Consider the following 18,069-nt stretch of genomic DNA (forward strand, 5'->3'; position numbering starts at 1 on the left):
AGCCTCCTAGTTTTATTACTTTCGGAACTGTGTTAACTCCTCAGACAGCGTTTTAGTTTGACTATACACCTTTTGGTAAATTCGATATAAATCTTCATACCTTGTAACATTCTCTTGAATAGGCTCAAATTCCTTCGCAGGCTGAAGCATTTTTTCAGCGCATTCCTGAAGGGAGATGTACCAGCCTGCTCCAACTGCTGCAAGCATTGCCGCACCCATTCCAGGACCCTGTTCACTTGATAGCTTTTGCACCCTTGCCTTAAAAATATCTGCCTGCATTTGCAGCCAGTTTTCGTTTTTAGCTCCGCCGCCAATCGAGATAATCGTGTTGATTGTCTTTCCGCTCGCTCGAAAAATCTCAATTGATTCATTCAATGAAAAAGTGATTCCTTCCAGCACTGCACGAACAAAATCCCTGCGTTTGTGAGCAGCATCCATGCCAATAAAGCTGGCGCGAATTGCAGCATCTGGATGCGGTGTTCTTTCACCTGCCAAATAAGGAGTAAACAACAGTCCATTTGCCCCAATCGGAACATTATTTAGTTCTTCAAGCAGTTCATCAAAACCAATATTTTCAGCAAACGTTTCTTTAAACCAGCTTAAGCTATGCCCTGCTGCTAATGTTACCCCCATCGTATAGTAGGCATTTTCCTCACCATGATTGAAATAATGTACCTTCCCTTCAAAATCCTTGTCTGCTTTTTCTTCATAGGAAAGAACGACACCAGATGTACCGATGCTGCAAAGTGTTTTTCCATCTGCAAGTATACCTGCCCCAATCGCGCCACATGCATTGTCAGCTCCACCAGCGAACACTTGGCAGGATAAACCTGTTTTCTTCGTAATTTCAGCAGTAACAGTACCAACAAAAGCATGTGATTCTACAAGCGGAGGACAAAGGCTGCTATCAATTCCAAACAGTTCACAAAGCTCTGTGCTCCATTCCTTTTTACTTATATCCAGAAGCAGTGTGCCTGCTGCATCGGAGTATTCTGTATGTATGTTTCCAGTGAGCCTAAAGCGCAAATAATCCTTTGGCAGCAGAAAAACAGCCGCTTGATCGAATATTTCCTCTTCGTATTGCTTAACCCATAGCAGCTTAGGCAGGGTAAAGCCTTCCAATGCTGGGTTTTTTGTTATCTCAAGCAGTTTGTCCCCTGCTTTGTCGATAATAATTTGGCACTGCTCTGTCGTTCTCGTATCATTCCATAGTATTGCGTTCCGCAATACCTGCTTCTCCTCATTTAACAAAACAAGGCCATGCATTTGCCCTGAAAAGCTGATGCCTTCAATATCCTCTTTCTCCCCTTCAAAGACTTCCATTATTTCCGTTAATCCTGCAAGCGTTTTTTGGAACCATTCCTCAGGGTTTTGTTCACTATAGCCCGATTTTTCATGAATGAGTGGATAAGATTTTGATACTTCATGAACAACATTCCCCTCTTTATCTACAAGCAAAATCTTTACAGCACTTGTACCTAAATCTACTCCTAAGCAATACTTCATATAAATCACCTCATTTTGTCATTTGTGTTTTAAAAAATGTACTGGTAACATTCGTCCCAGCACATTCTTTCTTCCCCTTTATACGCGTACAGTTGATAATGTTTCCAGTAAATATTGATTCACAATCGCTTTTAAACGCTCTTGACGTCCTGATTTATTTGTTACTTCCCCTGCTGCGAGCGCATATTGCTCTAATTTATGGAGGTTCGTTCTACCTTCGACAATATCCAGACCAATTCCTTCATTAAAGCTTGCATAACGATCGGCAATAAAGTCTTCCAGCACTCTGTCTTCTATCAGCTTATTTGCCACCTTAAGACCGATAGCAAATGAATCCATTCCAGCAATATGGGCATGGAAAAGATCTTCTGCCTCAAAGGACCCTCTGCGAACCTTCGCATCAAAGTTTAAGCCGCCTTTGCCAAGTCCGCCATTCATCTGAATTTCATACATCGCCAATGTCGTGCTGTACAAATCAGTTGGGAATTCATCTGTATCCCAGCCAATCAATGTATCTCCTTGGTTTGCATCAACAGAGCCAAGCATGCCGTTAATTCTCGCCACTCGCAATTCATGCTCAAATGTGTGACCAGCAAGCGTCGCATGGTTTGCTTCAATATTGAATTTAAAATGATCCTGAAGATCATATTTCTGCAGGAATGCCAATCCTGTCGCTACATCAAAATCATACTGATGCTTTGTCGGTTCTTTGGGCTTAGGCTCAATTAGGAACGGGACATTAAAGTTAATTTCTTTTGCATAATCAATGGCCATATGGAAGAAACGAGCCAGGTTGTCTTGCTCTAATTTCATATCAGTGTTTAGCAATGTGTCATACCCTTCACGGCCACCCCAGAACACATAGTTTTCCGCACCTAATTCCTTGCCGATTTCAAGGCCTTTTTTCACTTTTGCTGCAGCGTATGCATACACATCCGCATTATTTGATGTAGCAGCACCATGAACGTATCTTGGATGTGTAAACATATTTGCTGTATTCCAAAGCAGTTTCGTTTTGCTTGTTTTCATATATTCCTTAATCATCGCTACGATCGGATCGAGATTATCATATGTTTCTTTTAATGTATTTCCTTCTGGTGCAATATCAGAATCATGAAAGCAGAAAAACGGAGCGTTCAGTTTTTCAAACAATTCAAAAGCGGCTTCCACACGAGCCTTTGCCAAATCTAGACCTTTTAAGTGATTCCACGGGCGGATGGCTGTACCGCTTCCAAACGGGTCTGTGCCATCTGCTGTAAATGTGTGCCAGTATGCGACAGAGAAACGGAGCTGCTCTTCCATGGAAGCGCCATTTACGATTTCCTCTGGATTATAATACTTAAAAGAAAAAGGATTTTTCGATGTAGGACCTTCATACTTTATTTTGTTAATGTTTTCAAAATACGCCATAGTTAACTGCCTCCCTATTACATTCATATTTTTGATATCGCTTACAAAATACAAGAAAAAGAAGAATCATATTTTCCATTCTCTTTCTATCTTCTTGTTAGCTATGAACCTATTATATCAGCGCCAACTTAGTTTGTCTATTGAATAAACTAAGTTTATTGCACTTTGTTTGTTTATTAGATAAACTTAGTTTAATTGTATTACTGTTTTTCCCTATAAATGATAAAATGGGGATATTATTTTCAAATTAAAGGGGGCTAAAATACATTCATGCCAATTACTTGGAACCAACAGCTCGTTAAAAAAGAAAACAAATCACTTGTACTTTCGCAAATTATCAATCATGCTCCCCTCTCCCGTGCAGATATCGCCCAGCGTTCTGGCCTTAATAAAGGCACTGTTTCTTCACTTGTAGCAGAGCTAATTGAGGAAAAACTTATTAATGAATCAGGTCCAGGCGAATCAAGCGGCGGCAGACGCCCTGTCATGCTTCACTTTAATCATGGAGCTGGACATACGATTGGAATCGACCTTGGTGTCAATTATATCCTCGGCGTGTTGACAGATTTAAGCGGGAATATTGTTGTACATAAAAACGAAGCGTACAAAAACACCTCCTATGAAGATACAATAAGCCGAGTAGTAAATATAATCAAATTCTTAATAAGCGCAGCCCCTCCATCTCCTTACAATATTGTTGGAATTGGGGTAGGTACACCAGGTATCATCGATAAAAAAGGCACACTTTTACTTGCACCAAACCTAGGCTGGCAAGATATCCCTTTTCAAACAGAGCTGGAGAAAATCTTTCAAATTCCAGTTATTGTTGAAAACGAAGCGAACACTGGCGCTTACGGGGAAAAACAGTTTGGAGTTGGTCAGCATGCTGATAACTTGATATACATTAGCGCAGGTATCGGTATTGGTGCTGGAATTATTATTAATGGCGAGCTATATAGTGGATTTACAGGCTATTCCGGTGAAGTTGGACATATGACAATTGATCGAAATGGTGCTAAATGTACGTGCGGCAACAAAGGCTGCTGGGAGCTTTATGCTTCAGAACAAGCATTACTATCAAAAGCAAACAGTAAGAACCTTCCGAAGGAAATCGGTTTGGATGATATTATCAGTCTTGCAAAAGAAGGAAACAAAGAAATTCTAGAGACATTAGCAGAAATTGGCGAAAACCTGGCTGTCGGTATTATTAATATCATCCATGCCTTCAATCCAGAGCAAATCATTATCGGAAATCGGCTAGCTTCCTGTAAACAGTGGCTAGAGCCAAAGGTAAAGGAAGTTATCCAGCAATATACTTCCCCATTTAATCAGACAGACATCAGAATTGATTTCTCAAGTCCATCTATGCCAGTGTCAGCCATTGGGGCATCAGCGTTTTCGGCAGAGGCGTTTTTGAAGGCGCAGCTTGATATTAAATAAAAAAGCGTGAGCAACGGAGCTCACGCTTTTTTATGCACCTAAACAGCCAGTCCTTTCCCCCCTCTTTTCTCAATCAACCTAAAGCTATAACTCCCTCCTGCCATCCATATCCATGCAATGGAAATACCACCGTAAAACGGAATAAGCCCAGGCATATATAATAAAAGACAAGCTGTCGCTATTGTAAGAACTAGCATCAACAGTGTGATATGCAGATGATATGCTCCAAGGAGCAGGGCATATTTGAGATAATCGCCAAGCTTTAAGTCATAATGGACAAAAATAGGAAAGAAGTATCCTAGCAGTGTGAGAAAAATCGCTGACAGCAGCAATAGCATACCTGTCATCATCCCTTTGATCAGGCCATCTGTATACTGGAGAAACCAATAATCCACACAGAGAACCATACCAATTACCATTAAGAAAAGTCCTAATAAATTAGCTTTAAGAAATTCCTGTTTATATATAGTATGAAATGTCCTCAACACAGGTATATCCGTTTCTCTATGAAGCCATTTCCTTATCACCGCAAACAGAGCTGTGGTTGCAGGCATAAACCCGAATACAAGCAGACCTGCTAGTGTATATGCGATCCAGATGATATTAAGGTATGCTGTCTTCATAATCCACTCACATGCAATGAATATTTTTCCCAACGATTTGCCCACATACTTTCACCTCTTTTTGTTCTACTTACCTTCTGCAAGCCAAAGGATGCTTGTTACACCACGAGGATAATATTTGCTTCCTGCAATCTCTCCTGCAATGATTTGATCGCTCCAGCTCCAAACTGAAAGCACTGGATGTGTCAGCCATTTAACATGGGCAGCGTCTGCTTTTGCCCCTGTTTCATCCCATTGCCATCCGAGAATTTCTCTTGCGATGAATTGGCTTAAATAGATTTTGCTGAGCCATGAATTGCTGCTTGTTGACGAGATCTTCCAGCCACCGTCTTCAAACAGGCAAACCCCTTCTTTCATCACTGTTTCTAAATGCTTTTTCAATGCTTGAATATAAGGACCGAATCTTCCTGTATCTTCAAGTGCTTCCTTGCAATTGGTGAAGTATGGGAAAATAAGTCCTTCAATTGCTGGAATTATCTTCGAATCATTGCCCTCCCCAATTACTGCTGGGATATAGCCTTCTTCTGTCACATTTTCCACAATTGTATTGGCACATTTTTCTGCTTGGATGCCTGCTTGCTCTGCAAGCTCTGTAAGCCCATGCTCACTGAATATCTTTTCAAGAGCGACATAAGAGGCCCAAATTTTCCCTGCAAGATAAATATTATTTCTTGCTTGCCCTAATGAAACATCTAAGCTGTCATATGTCGTTATTTCAGCTCCTCCCATTACTCTGGAGGAATCAAGTCCCATTAAACCATTTCTCTTTTCAGGAATTGGATGATCCCTGTTCAGCAAGCTTTCAAAACAGCTCTCCACAATCGGCATGTTCGTCTTTAGCCATGCTTCATCCTCCGTATGTGTCACATAAACAGCAGCACATAATATCCAGTTTACGAGCTGTTCATGTGTCATATGGGAAAAACAGCCGTCAAGCCCATACAGCTCATAGGAGGAATAATATGGGCGGGAAATAGTATTAGCAACACCCATATCATGGGTAAAGCTGATGCCGCCAGGATATTCGGTATCACTGTCAGGGAATCGGACTTTATCTTCATAGCTGAAACGCTTCACAAACATATCTAATTCATTTTTGACTGTCCAAGGGTTCATTTTCAGCTCAAAAAATAGTTGATCAACAGTTAAATCAAATGTATTCATCATTCTGTATTCCCCTTCGTTGACAACCCAGAACGGCTCGTCATCAACACTTAGGAGCTGTGTGGAACCATAGTAGCTGCGAATAGAATGTATCAGCATGAACTTTTGGTCTGCCGATAAATGGTCAGCCGTAAGCAGACGATCGTCTGCAGCTTCCGCTCTTTCGGCAATTTCAGCAAAATGCTCCAAGGCAAAAGCTGCGACAGACTCGATATTTTTAAAGTACTTCGTATAGTAATAGGATGTATCCATTCCAGCTGTAGCAATGCCATCGCGATAGAAGCAGACAGCAAACCGGTATGTCCTCACCTCTCCTGCAGGTACATCTGCGACAAGGGCACCGAGCGGACCTAAGCCGAATGTCCAGTTTTCCTCATTCGGTGTCGTCAGGATATTTTCCATGCTGAAATGCATTGCTGACTTCATGTCTGCATTACTTGCAGCGATTGCCGTTAGTCTTCCTTGGCCGATTCCGGCAATTTCGTCCATCGTATCATCGAGCCGTCGCATCGAGCTGTACGGGTCACTACCTTCATAGCCGAAAAATGCTCGCCTAGCTTTTGTTCCGTTTGTATTATCAACCGTCAATTCTGCGAGAACAGCAGGCAGGAGAATTTTTTTCATTTCCTCCTCATTGTCCGCTCCCGGCTCTGGTACAGATTCTACTTGTGTATAAATCTTGAAGGTTAAGTCTCCTGCTTTCCATGTATCTGTGCCTAGCTTAAATTCCCTTGTTATCTTCTCCTTTGGAAACGGGAAAATGATATTTGGCTTATCAGGATCAGGGTCCATGTTTTCAATATCATACCGTTTGCTTTCATCGTCTTCCTGATAGGCGAAAAACGGAAATGCCTCGTAAACACCTTCTTTATCTAGGCTTTCAACACCAATATAAACATTCTTTTTTGGTGAACGGCCAAGCTCCAAATCAAGTCCCCCGCCTGCACCTGGAAATCCAAGCGTAAAGCTTGAGAATGCCCCAATCGGGGAGTGATGTGCATTAAAAAACATATTTTCTGGCATAAATCACAGCTCCTTTTTTGTTTTTATCCTTTGACAGACCCTGCTGCTAATCCTTCGACAATTCGATTACTCAATGCAATAAAGGCAATTAATATTGGGATGATGCTAATCATTAACGTTGCCCCGATTGCTCCCCAATCTGTCAGATATTGACCGACAAAATTATTAACACCAACAGTTAAAGTTTTCCACTTATCAGAGCTGATAAAGGTATTGACGAAGACGAATTCATTCCAGTTATAAATCATATTAATAATGACGATTGTTGCCATAACTGGTGTTGTCATTGGCAAGGTGATTTGAAAGAAAATCCTGTGAATGGAACAACCGTCCATAACTGCTGCCTCTTCAATTTCCCGTGGTAGTGTTTGATAAAAGCCTAATAAAATCATTATCGTTAATGGCAGATTAAAGGCAGTGTAGGAAATGATGATGGAAATGGGATTATCAATCAGATGTATGTTGTTAAAGAAGCTGAATAATGGAATCAAGGTGGAATGCAGCGGAATCATAATCCCTACCATAAACAGCCCAAGAACAAGCTTGCTAAATTTCCAATACATTCTTGTAATCGCAAATGTCACAAAGCTTGCTAGTATGACCGTCAACACAACTGCGACAACAGTAATCCAAACACTGTTAAAGAAATACAGACTGATATTGCCCTGTGTCCAAACCTTTGCATAATTGCTCCATTGCGGGTCCTTAGGCAAAGCAAACGGTGATAAACCAAACACTTCTTGATTTGTTTTCAGAGAAAAAAAGAACAGCCAGACTAATGGGTAAATTTGAAATACTGCAATGATACCTAAAATAAGGTATAGGAAGCTGAAGCCGATTTTGGATCCGATAGAGCTCTTAGCCTTCGGTGAAAATGACTTACTTGTTTTCAGCCTTTTTTGTACGGATAGCTCACTCATTTTTATCACTCCCTTCGTATTAATACTGAACATCTTCCTTCGATGCAGTAAGCTTCTGAATGACCCAAGTCATAATAAGGCAAATGATAAGTAAGGCAAAGCCAATGGCACTGCCATAGCCAAAGTTATACGTTTTAAAAGCTTCTTTGTACATATAGGAAGCAATCACTTCACTCGAACCGTTTGGCCCGCCTCCTGTCATGACATAAATGAGGTCAAAGTATTTCAGGGAGCCGACAATTGCAAGGACAATCGTTACTTTAATAACTCCTGAAATGAGCGGTAGCTTTATTCTGTACGCTATCTGCAAAGGTGTTGCACCATCTATTCTTGCTGCCTCTATCACTTCCTCCGGCACGTTTTTTAATGCGGCATAATAAATAATGATATAGAAGCCTGCATACTGCCAAATAATCGGAACAAAGATGGCAATAAGCACAAGATTAGGATCTGCCAGCCATGTTGGTGTATTTTCCATACCGAACAGCTCTAGCAATTTATTAAGCATCCCGTTTGTCGGATCAAAAATTTTCAGCCATAGCTGTGCAATCGCAACAGAAGATAACAGCATTGGAATTAAATATATTTTTCGGAGCAGATTTGCTCCTTTAATCCTGCTTGCAAGGATTATGGAAATGACTAAGTAGAAAATCAAGCTTACCGCCGAAAATAACGCCAATAAAACAGAATGATATGTACTGGTCCAGAACATTTTATCCTTTATGAGCTGCACATAATTGTCTAAACCGATAAACTTCATTGCTCCAATACCATCCCAGTCCATCAGCCCGTAATAGCCTGTAAGGACAATTGGTATGTAAATCAGCACGAGTACCAGAATTAAAGCAGGCAGCACATATAAGCAAATGGCAAGTTTATTAGACATGACCGTTTTCATTCGCTAATCTCCCCTCCTTCTTTACTATTAGGGGCATATGAATAATGCCCCTAAATGCCTGTAACTTATGTTCGTTACTCCTCTTCTGATAATGCCTCTTCCTGCTTTTTCACAAAATCCTTTGGTGTCGCCTGACCGCCAAACAAGGATTGAATCATATCCAAATGGACTTGTGCAACACTTGAACTCATTTGTACATCTGCATAAAGAGTTAAGTTGGATGCATTACCTAAATCATTAAGGATATCAATATACATTTGGTCAAGCTCTGTACTGGAAGTATCAACAACTGTTGCAGGAATCACTCCAGCATCTGAGACTGAACGCTTGCCCCACTCCTTCACTAGGTAGGAAACAAAATCCTTTGCTTCGTCTTTTACTTTGGAATTCTCTGATACAAATAAACCAACTCCAGGTCCGCCAACATAGCTGTTAATATCTCCTTTACCGCCTTCATATGTTGGAAACTTGAAATAGCCTACTTTATCTTTAAATTCTTGCGTAACATCAGGACTAGTTGTGTAGTTTGGCAGCTCCCATGTTGCCATTAAATACATGGCTGCCTGTTCATTCATGAAATAGCCTTTTGCCTCATCGTTTGATAAGCCATTGAATCCTTTGACAAATGCCCCCATGTCAACAAGCTTCTTCACTTCTTCCGCTGCTTTCAACAAAGCCGGATCTTCAAAGCTTCCAGAACGATTAATCGCATTTGCGAGAGCTTCAGAACCGCCAATGCGGTCGGCAAGGTACATATACCACATAGATCCTGTCCATCTGTCCTTGTTTCCAAGCGTAATAGGTGTTACCCCTTTGTCTACTAACGTTTTTACTACTTTCTCGAATTGATCATATGTTTCTGGTATTTCAAGATTGTATTTCTCGAAGATTTCTTTGTTGTAGTAAACTGGTGTTATGTTCAGCTCAAGTGGCAACCCGTATGTTTTACCATCAACTGCATATGCTTCTGTCGTCCCTGCAACAAACGAGTCCTTGAAATCGCTTTCGATTTTGTCGTCTAATGGTGCAAGCATGTTTCCTTCCACGAAAGGCTTTAAGTAGCCGGCAGCCCATGTTACCCCAATATCAGGAAGTTCATTTGATGCAGATAAAACTTTGATTTTATCTTTGTATTGCTCATTTCCAAGAATTTCAGTTTGAATTTTTATATCGGGATGATCCTTTTCATATTGCTTGATGATATTATTTACTATCGTGTATTGTGCCTTTGAAGATCCTTCTGGCCATAGGTGCATAAATTTAATGACGGTTTTCCCATCACTTGAAGCGCTTTCATTTGTAGACGATGAACATCCTGCTAATGCTAAGACAACTATCATGACAATGGACATCATAACGAAAATAGATTTGCGTCTAATCACTTTTTTGCCCCCTTTTTTTAGTTTCTTTACACTATGAGTCTACCATCTTTTCTTATTGCTCTGAAAGGTCACTGTCATTAGGAAAAATACTACTTTTTTTAGAAAACAGTTACACTGTTTGTCCTTCTATACATGCTTGGTGTGACCCCTTCTAACTCTCGGAAAATCTTAATAAAATATTTAGCTGTTTTATAGCCGCATTCCTCCGCAATATCTGCAATGGGATGCTTAGTGGAAATCAGCAGCTCTTTTGCATACTGAATTCTGCGCCTTGTTATATATTCACTAAAAGTCACTTTCATTTGTTCCTTAAAGAGCACACTTAAATAGCTTGAGTTTAAATGGACATGCTCTGCGACTCCTTTTAAACTCAGCTCTACTTTTAAGTGCTGGTCAATATAATGAATTGCTTCTAGCACTGGTTCCTTCGTAGTTGTTTCTTTCAAGTTGAGCTTGAGCAGCTTTTCATCGACGACCTTTTCCATCATTTCTGCTCTTGTTTGCTTTGTTTCAATGGTGACAGCAGCTTCGACTGCTTCAATCAGCTTCTTTTTACTGACAGGCTTAAGCAAATAGTTAACAACCCCTAAGCGGAGTGCTTCTTGTGCATACTCGAACTCCGAATAAGCAGAAATGACGATTGCAACTGGTGATAGGCTTTGCATTTTTATTTCCTGTAATAGCTTAAGGCCAGTTATTTGCGGCATTCTGATATCTGTTATTAATATATGAATTTTGTATTGCTTGACGAGTTCAATCGCTTCCTCGCCATCTGCTGCTGCAATTATTTGCCACCTTTTATCTGCCCAAGCCTCCAGAGTATTCTTCATTCCTTGCCTTGCTTTAGGCTCATCATCGACAATTAAGATTGTTTTTGTATACATTCCTTTTCTCCCCCCATAATTGGAATTTCGAAGGAAACAGTTGTCCCCTTATCTCGCATACTTTTAATCTCCAGCCCCTCATGTCCATCCTCTTGGTAGTAGAGCTTCAATCTTTTAAATACGTTAGAAATAGCCATACCCTTGCCTTTAACAGAGGTAATCCCGCCTTTTGCCATCGCCTTCTTGATTTTCTTCAACCTGTCTTCGGCTATACCTGCACCATCATCTTCAACCGTTATCAACAAATTTTGTGTGTTTGACACATGTCTGACAGAAATGATAATATAACAAACTCCTATCTTGTTACCTGCACCATGTATAACGGCATTTTCTACTAGCGGCTGAATTAAAAACTTAGGTACCTTTACCAGTTCATAAGCCGTATCCATCTCAATGCGCCATTTTAGCTTATCGCCAAAACGCATTTGCATGATTTCCATATAATCGTTTATATGATTAAGTTCATCCTTCAAAAATACCCATTCATCCTCTTGGCTGTTCGTAATTGTATATCGAAATAAATTAGACATGGCTACAACTGTATCTGCAAGCTCCTCCTCTCCCTTTTCCTCAAGCGACCAATGAAGAGCATTAAGTGTATTGAAGAGAAAATGGGGGTTAATCTGTGCTTGGATTGCTTTCAACTCACTCCTGCTCTTGACGATTTCCTTTTCATAAACCATTTTGATTAAATGATTTGTTTCTTTAACAAGTTGGTTATAGGTGCTATTCAACTCATTTATCTCATTAACAGACGGAAGCTTTGGATTCATCTCCAGTGACCCTTGACTCGCATGTCTCATTGTTTTTGTGAGCCTGATTATGGGTCTTGTAATAATGGTCGATAAAAATAAAGAACAGATAAAATAAATCAGCAGACCGATCAGCCCAGAAACGAAGATGCTTGAACGAAGAACAGAAATTCCGCTTGTCAATGCGGTGACAGGCGTCAGGATAAGCACAGTCCAACCTGTAATTTCCGATTCCTCTCTTGTTACCATATAATCCTTCTTATTGATTTCAACATTCGTACTGTCATTATGTATGATGGATTGTAGTGGCTTGTCATAATCAGTAATAATCGGCTCAAGCGCTTTATCAAGCAATATTGAATACTGATTTGTTTTATTAGTTAAATCTTTATTTACAAATTGAAAATACTCTTTATACATACTGATAAGGATATATCCGCCATTGGCATAGTTTTTGTCCATTAAATTAACTCGTCTGATAGCAAGAAAATAATTAGCATCATTCGGGTCTTCACCGATCCAAACAAGTCTTCCCTTTTCTCTCTTCGCCAGCTCCACCCAGCTCTTTCGTAATTTAAGAGGTGCATTTGCATCATCAAGTGGTAATATACGATGCTCTTCATTCGTAAAAAGCTGAAAAGAAAAAATGCCATCAGAGTTTGCTGTAATGGTGTTCACTGTTCCCATCAATTCCTGCAGCTCCAAAAATGGCACTTCCTTATTTTCATATTCCTTCGTCAAAAGCTTTTGTACTTTGTCATTTGTTACAACTAGCTTTGAAGCCATGTTGATTTGCTCATACAATGATTCTAGCCTGCCATTTGCTTCCACAGCGACTTGTTTAATCTGTTTTTCCGCATTGTTTTTTAGCAAATAGGATACTTGATTAAAGGTGAGGATACTTACAATCAATAACACAATAAACATCGCTGACAGGAAAACTATTAGTATTTGGTTCCGTAATGTATTCCACTTTTTTAAGACTTTAAGCATAGTCTCCCCCTTTAATTATGTTGGCCGTACCACTAATAAACAGCAGTTTACCTAACTTAGTTTATTAGATAAACAAAGTTGATATACTTTTCGGTACAATTATCTCTCTGCAACGTTCATGTAAGCCCTTACTTAATTCGAATTATACTATTTTTTCTAGATGGATGATATAGAGAGTATTAGTATTTAGAAAAAATTCTTTCATACATAAAAGAAGGAGCTGGGACAAAACAAAAATACCCTATCTAAGGACGAATAATTGAAACAATGAAGCATGGAATTAACAATTGAGTACCTTTAAAATTAGTTCGTTTCATTACGCGCTACACCCATTCGCTTTCCTCTATTGCACTTAGTAGTAGAGTGGCCTCCGCTCCATTCCGCTAATATTTTTGATGATTGTTTTAAAACGGAAAAACATAAAAAACCAAACTATTATCAATAAACGATTAAATAGTTTGGTTTTGAATTAGACTTAAATGCTTATGAAAGCAATTCCTCTGCAATCAGCCTGTATGACTGTATTTTATCAGCTATGTCATAAGTAATGGTAACAATCATAATTTCGTCAGCACCATATGTCTCACTTACTTTGCTGAGCTTGTTTTTGACTTCCAGCGGATTTCCGATAATCATTTTTTCCTTCATGGAAATAAGCTTTTCTGTCTCTTCTTCTGTGAGCTTATAGTTTTTAGCCTCTTCTATTGAAGGAACACCTTTTTCCCCTTGCCCCTTTGCCCGTTGCAATGACCAAATGAGGGAGCTTAAGGCAATAGCTTCTGCTTGTTCGGTTGTTTCTGCGCATATTACAGAAACAGCCACAATTACTTCAGCCTTACTTTCCCCATTTTTTCGCTTCTTGAAGGCGAGTTTATACTGCTGAACAATTTCCGGTCCATCATTTTCACTCATAAAATGGCCAAATGTATAAGAAAGCCCAAGTGATCCTGCAAGCGCAGCGCTTTTTTTGCTTGTCCCAAGCAGCCATGGCACAGGCGAAATCGCTGGAACAGGTGCTGCTGATAATGCTGCTTGCTCGTGAGCTGAAGGATATTCATCATCCAAAAACTGTAGCAATTCCTTTATATTTTCAGGCATTGCCCAAACCTGCTTGAGAAAGTTTTCACTCAGGGCATTACTTGCTTCTGCTGAACCACCAGGTGCTCTCCCAATGCCTAAATCGACCCGATTAGGAAATAATGTTGCCAGCATGTTGTAGACCTCAGCAACCTTGTATGGCTTATAATAGGGCAATAGAACAGCACCTGCACCAATTCGGATTGTACTTGTATGAGCTCCAATATAACTCAGCATCACTTCTGGTGCTGAGCATGCAAGGCCTGGCAAGTCATGATGCTCTGCAAGCCAATAGCGTGTAAAACCAAATTTCTCTCCTGCTTGCGCCAATTTGGCAGACGCAGCTAGGGCAGCTTGGGCATTTTGATTTGTAGAAATCGGTGATTGATCTAAAATTCCTAACCTCATGAGGATGCCTTCTTTCTATCTATTCCTTTTTCTCCAACAGTGTTAACGTAAATTCGCCCACATTTCCTTTTTCATATAAGTTCGTGACAGATGTTGAGTATTGTTGGATAGCTGCAACAAAGGACAGCTCTGTTTCTGGAACGGTGACTTGAAAATCATTTTTGTACAATAATGTAGTAATTGCATGATAGTCTTCATTTCCTACATCAAATACGACAGTAATAGAATGAAGGCCGTCTATTAACTCTTCTTTATAGCTTTTTACATGTATTACCGTATCATTAAGTTTGATTTTGTTTATCATAGCCCTAACATTCCCTTCTATTTTCTTATAAAAGCAGGCTCCGCAATTCCTCATCTGTAATGGATGACAGCACTGCTTCATCTGTATTGATAAGCTCATCAACAAGAAGCCGTTTCTTTTCCTGGAGCTCATGGATTTTCTCTTCAATCGTGCCTTTAGCCATCAGCTTGATTACTTGTACGACGTTTTCCTGGCCAATCCTGTGAGCTCGGTCAGCAGCCTGCTCTTCTACTGCAGGATTCCACCAAGTATCATAAAGAATAACCGTATCAGCACTCATTAAATTGAGCCCTGTTCCGCCTGCCTTTAAACTGATTAAAAAGTAGTCCCTTTCACCAGCATTATATCTATGGCACAGCTCTACTCTTTCACTCGATGGTGTGTTGCCGTCAAGATAAAAGAAAGGCATATCTCTAACAGCAAGCTCTCTGCCAATTAAATCAAGCATCTTCGTAAATTGAGAGAAAATCAGTACACGTCTGCCCGCTTGCTTGGACTCCTCTACCAATTGCATCAACTGCTCAAGCTTAGAGGATTTGCCATTATAACCGTCCACAAAAAGAGCTGGATGGCAGCAAATTTGTCTTAGTCTCGTCAACCCTGCCAAAATTCTAATGCGGTTTTTGCGCAGTGTCGCTTTATCGAGATGCTTGAATGTATCGTGGCGCAGTTTTGCTAAATAAGCACCATACAGTTTCTTTTGGTCTGGAAGCAAATCAACTGCTTCCTCCCATTCCTCTTTTCTAGGCAGCTCCATCAGCACATCCTCTTTAAGGCGGCGCAGCAGAAATGGTTTTATGCGCTGTGCTATTTGCTTTCTCGTCAGATTGGCATATTCCTTCAAGCTTCTGAACAGCTGTGGAAAAACAATATAATACAGTGACCACAGCTCTTCTATGGAATTTTCCACTGGTGTTCCTGTTAAGGCAAAACGGTTGTCTGCATGAATTTGTTTCACGGCCTTTGCCGTTTGTGTTCCTGCATTCTTAAAGGCCTGTGCCTCGTCAAAAAATGCTGTGTGGAAGACATGTGTTGCATACCATTTAATATCCTTGCGCAGCAACGGATAAGAAGTAATAACAACATCCATGCCATCAAGCTCATCTAGCAGCTTTTTCCGCTCTATTGCAGCACCATCTATAACAACCGCTTGAATCTCTGGTGCAAATTTCATTATTTCCTGAAGCCAGTTATATGTTAACGAAGACGGACAAACAACCAAAATCGGCTTATTATCCTTTCTTATGGCGGGAAGTTCTGAGGCAATAAAGGTGATGCTTTGCAGCGTTTTCCCCAGCCCCATATCATCTGCCAGAATACCTCCAAAACCATATCGCGCAAGTGTTTTCATCCATTTAAAGCCTGTTTTCTGGTAATCCTTTAAGATGGATTGCAAATGCTCAGGCATCTCTATGTCAGAGAGTTCTGGATTTCGAATTACCTGCATAAGCTCCGCCATTGATTCATCTAATTCTATAATACCCTGTTCTCCCTCTGAAAAAAGGGATAGACCTTCTGTGAACGGAAGCTCAAACATATCAACTTCTTCTTTCAGCTCCAGCTCTGGAAAGCGCAAAAACTGCTGAATTTTTTCAAATTCCCTAGTCTGCAAGGAAAGCAGCGCGCCGTTTTGTAGTCGATAGTATTTGCGTTTCTCATCTAATGCAGACAGCAATTCCTTAATTTCTCTTTCTGGAAAGCCTTCCATTTCGAACTTGAATTCCAGCCAGTTAATGCGATCCTTTTTCACCTTTACCCTGAATTTCGGGAAGCTATTTCCCTTGAAAATGCGATTACGGACTGCTGTTGTAGCATATATTTGTACACTCAGTTTTAATTCTGGCAAGGTGTTATACAGAAATTCATACTCCAGCTCCTCATTGTAGAGGATATAGCCGCTTTCTGTTTCGGCAAACGAGCTGTTTTCCATTATTTTCAGGATTTCATTTTCCTTTTCTTCCTCCCTGACAAAAGCACCTTTTGCAGGAACATCCCTGCTTTCAACAGGGTTTATCACAATATGGCCATAATGAAATTCTAAACTTGCCAAGAGCCGATTATTGACACGGTCCAAATACAGTTTTGCCAATAGGGGTGTGCGAACAAACTGACTGCTTATATGCACACTGCCCAGTTTCCTTAAGTTAGGCGCTACCTTTTCCAGAAAAAACTCTGCTTGGTTTTGACGGATGGGAATATGATTTGTGCCAGTCTGCTCAAGCATCCCCTTTAACTCTGTTAGCCTTTGAATATCCTGACTGTCTACCTCATAGATTGTTCCTCTTGAGACAACAGAATCATACATAGGAAGCAGCTGGATTTGTTCCATTCCAGCAATAGAGAGCTGATGATTACCTGTTTTCCCATACTCGAATTGGAAGGTTAATGGCAGCTTCCCGTTAGAAAGGGTTACGCCTTGATGTGTTTCTGCCCAACATTGAAATTCAACATGAGGCGCCTTTGTGAGCAGCTTACGAACAGATGGCCAAGAAGATGGGGTGAGGAATACCATGTGCTTTTCCTCTGCCATTTCGGTCTTGCTTAACTGCGGCATGTAGGCATTTTCGTCCTCAGCTACTGCCAACAGCCCTCCCAATACAGCATCTGCTTCCTTAATAAAGCATTGTGTTTCTGGATTATGGTTAATAGTTTCTGTTGTATAGACATTTGCTTGTTTCCAAGCAAGCAAAAAGGCGTGCATATTTGATACGACAACATCATCAATCCGCATTTCAACTGCAAGCATCATCCTTTTATTAACTTCCTCCACCCGACAAACAAAAGCTGCTTTTCTTACTTCTCGATTCTCAAAATGACGTTGATGTGCACTTTTCCGTTTAGGCTGCAAATCAAAAATAGACAGTAATTCGTCTGCAAGCAGATCCTCGCTCTGCTCGATATGTGGTGCGGTTTTCTTAACCTGATGTTCATAAACCGCCAGTAAAACTGCGGCCACATGCTGACAATCCTTTTGAAAGGAAGCGAGCTTTGGACAAGAGCATTCTGCTTGAATATTATCTGATGTCGTCTTTATGCTAACATTAAAATCATCTGCACCATGGACAATTGCTTTACATGTATCTGCATTAAATAATTGAAACGTAACTTTATTGCTTCTCACAAAAGAATCTCCTCGCTTGAAGGAGACATTGCCGCACATTTCTTTTATGATGTTTTTTGTCAACCTAACATTCATCTGGCTTTCTCCTTCTTCGACAAGTCCATTCGCTTTTTTTCTCTTTTTTCATTCTAACACCGTGCCTTATATGCAACAAACAATGTGCA

The 18,069-nt window shown here is 40.3% G+C and carries 13 protein-coding genes; 1 reads left to right on the forward strand and 12 read right to left on the reverse strand.

Features of this window, described 5'->3' with window-relative positions:
- Window positions 1–15: 15 nt before the first annotated feature.
- Both xylB and xylA read right to left on the reverse strand, forming a co-directional pair.
- Window positions 16–1,506 (reverse strand): xylulokinase, encoded by a 1,491-nt coding sequence (xylB, locus tag NQZ71_RS16280; RefSeq protein WP_144452211.1) that lies wholly within the window; start codon window positions 1,504–1,506, stop codon window positions 16–18.
- A 78-nt stretch (window positions 1,507–1,584) separates the two neighbouring features.
- Entirely contained in the window at window positions 1,585–2,916 is a 1,332-nt protein-coding gene (gene xylA / locus NQZ71_RS16285; protein ID WP_317010992.1) for a xylose isomerase, read from the reverse strand.
- A 270-nt stretch (window positions 2,917–3,186) separates the two neighbouring features.
- On the opposite strand from xylA, the gene NQZ71_RS16290 reads away from it, so the two are divergent.
- Window positions 3,187–4,356 (forward strand): ROK family transcriptional regulator, encoded by a 1,170-nt coding sequence (locus tag NQZ71_RS16290; RefSeq protein ID WP_317010994.1) that lies wholly within the window; start codon window positions 3,187–3,189, stop codon window positions 4,354–4,356.
- A gap of 38 nt (window positions 4,357–4,394) precedes the next feature.
- Here NQZ71_RS16290 and NQZ71_RS16295 read toward each other — a convergent pair whose 3' ends face one another.
- The 10 genes from NQZ71_RS16295 to NQZ71_RS16340 form a co-directional block, all read right to left on the reverse strand.
- Window positions 4,395–5,024: a YesL family protein gene (locus NQZ71_RS16295; protein ID WP_317010995.1), complete on the reverse strand. Its 630-nt coding sequence runs from the start codon at window positions 5,022–5,024 to the stop codon at window positions 4,395–4,397.
- 21 nt (window positions 5,025–5,045) lie between these two features.
- Complete coding sequence (locus tag NQZ71_RS16300) at window positions 5,046–7,166, reverse strand: glycoside hydrolase family 52 protein (protein ID WP_317010996.1); 2,121 nt, start codon at window positions 7,164–7,166, stop codon at window positions 5,046–5,048.
- A gap of 23 nt (window positions 7,167–7,189) precedes the next feature.
- Complete coding sequence (locus NQZ71_RS16305) at window positions 7,190–8,086, reverse strand: carbohydrate ABC transporter permease (RefSeq protein ID WP_144452206.1); 897 nt, start codon at window positions 8,084–8,086, stop codon at window positions 7,190–7,192.
- A gap of 19 nt (window positions 8,087–8,105) precedes the next feature.
- Window positions 8,106–8,984, reverse strand: a complete 879-nt coding sequence (locus NQZ71_RS16310) for a carbohydrate ABC transporter permease (protein WP_144452205.1) — start codon at window positions 8,982–8,984, stop codon at window positions 8,106–8,108.
- A 74-nt stretch (window positions 8,985–9,058) separates the two neighbouring features.
- Window positions 9,059–10,363, reverse strand: a complete 1,305-nt coding sequence (locus tag NQZ71_RS16315; protein ID WP_260053707.1) for an extracellular solute-binding protein — start codon at window positions 10,361–10,363, stop codon at window positions 9,059–9,061.
- A 101-nt stretch (window positions 10,364–10,464) separates the two neighbouring features.
- The gene (locus NQZ71_RS16320; protein WP_144452204.1) at window positions 10,465–11,250 is read right to left on the reverse strand and encodes a response regulator transcription factor; all 786 of its coding nucleotides are present in this window, start codon (window positions 11,248–11,250) and stop codon (window positions 10,465–10,467) included.
- Window positions 11,229–12,995: a sensor histidine kinase gene (locus NQZ71_RS16325; RefSeq protein WP_144452203.1), complete on the reverse strand. Its 1,767-nt coding sequence runs from the start codon at window positions 12,993–12,995 to the stop codon at window positions 11,229–11,231. Before NQZ71_RS16325 ends, NQZ71_RS16320 begins: the two co-directional genes overlap by 22 nt.
- 483 nt (window positions 12,996–13,478) lie before the next feature.
- Entirely contained in the window at window positions 13,479–14,480 is a 1,002-nt protein-coding gene (locus NQZ71_RS16330; RefSeq protein WP_317010998.1) for an LLM class flavin-dependent oxidoreductase, read from the reverse strand.
- Between the two features lie 19 nt (window positions 14,481–14,499).
- Entirely contained in the window at window positions 14,500–14,784 is a 285-nt protein-coding gene (locus NQZ71_RS16335; RefSeq protein WP_144452201.1) for a DUF3219 family protein, read from the reverse strand.
- Window positions 14,785–14,809: 25 nt separating this feature from the next.
- Window positions 14,810–17,980, reverse strand: coding sequence for a DEAD/DEAH box helicase (locus NQZ71_RS16340; RefSeq protein ID WP_317010999.1), 3,171 nt, complete (start codon window positions 17,978–17,980; stop codon window positions 14,810–14,812).
- Window positions 17,981–18,069 lie beyond the last annotated feature (89 nt).

The organism is Niallia taxi, assembly GCF_032818155.1.
GTDB lineage: Bacteria > Bacillota > Bacilli > Bacillales > Cytobacillaceae > Niallia > Niallia taxi_A.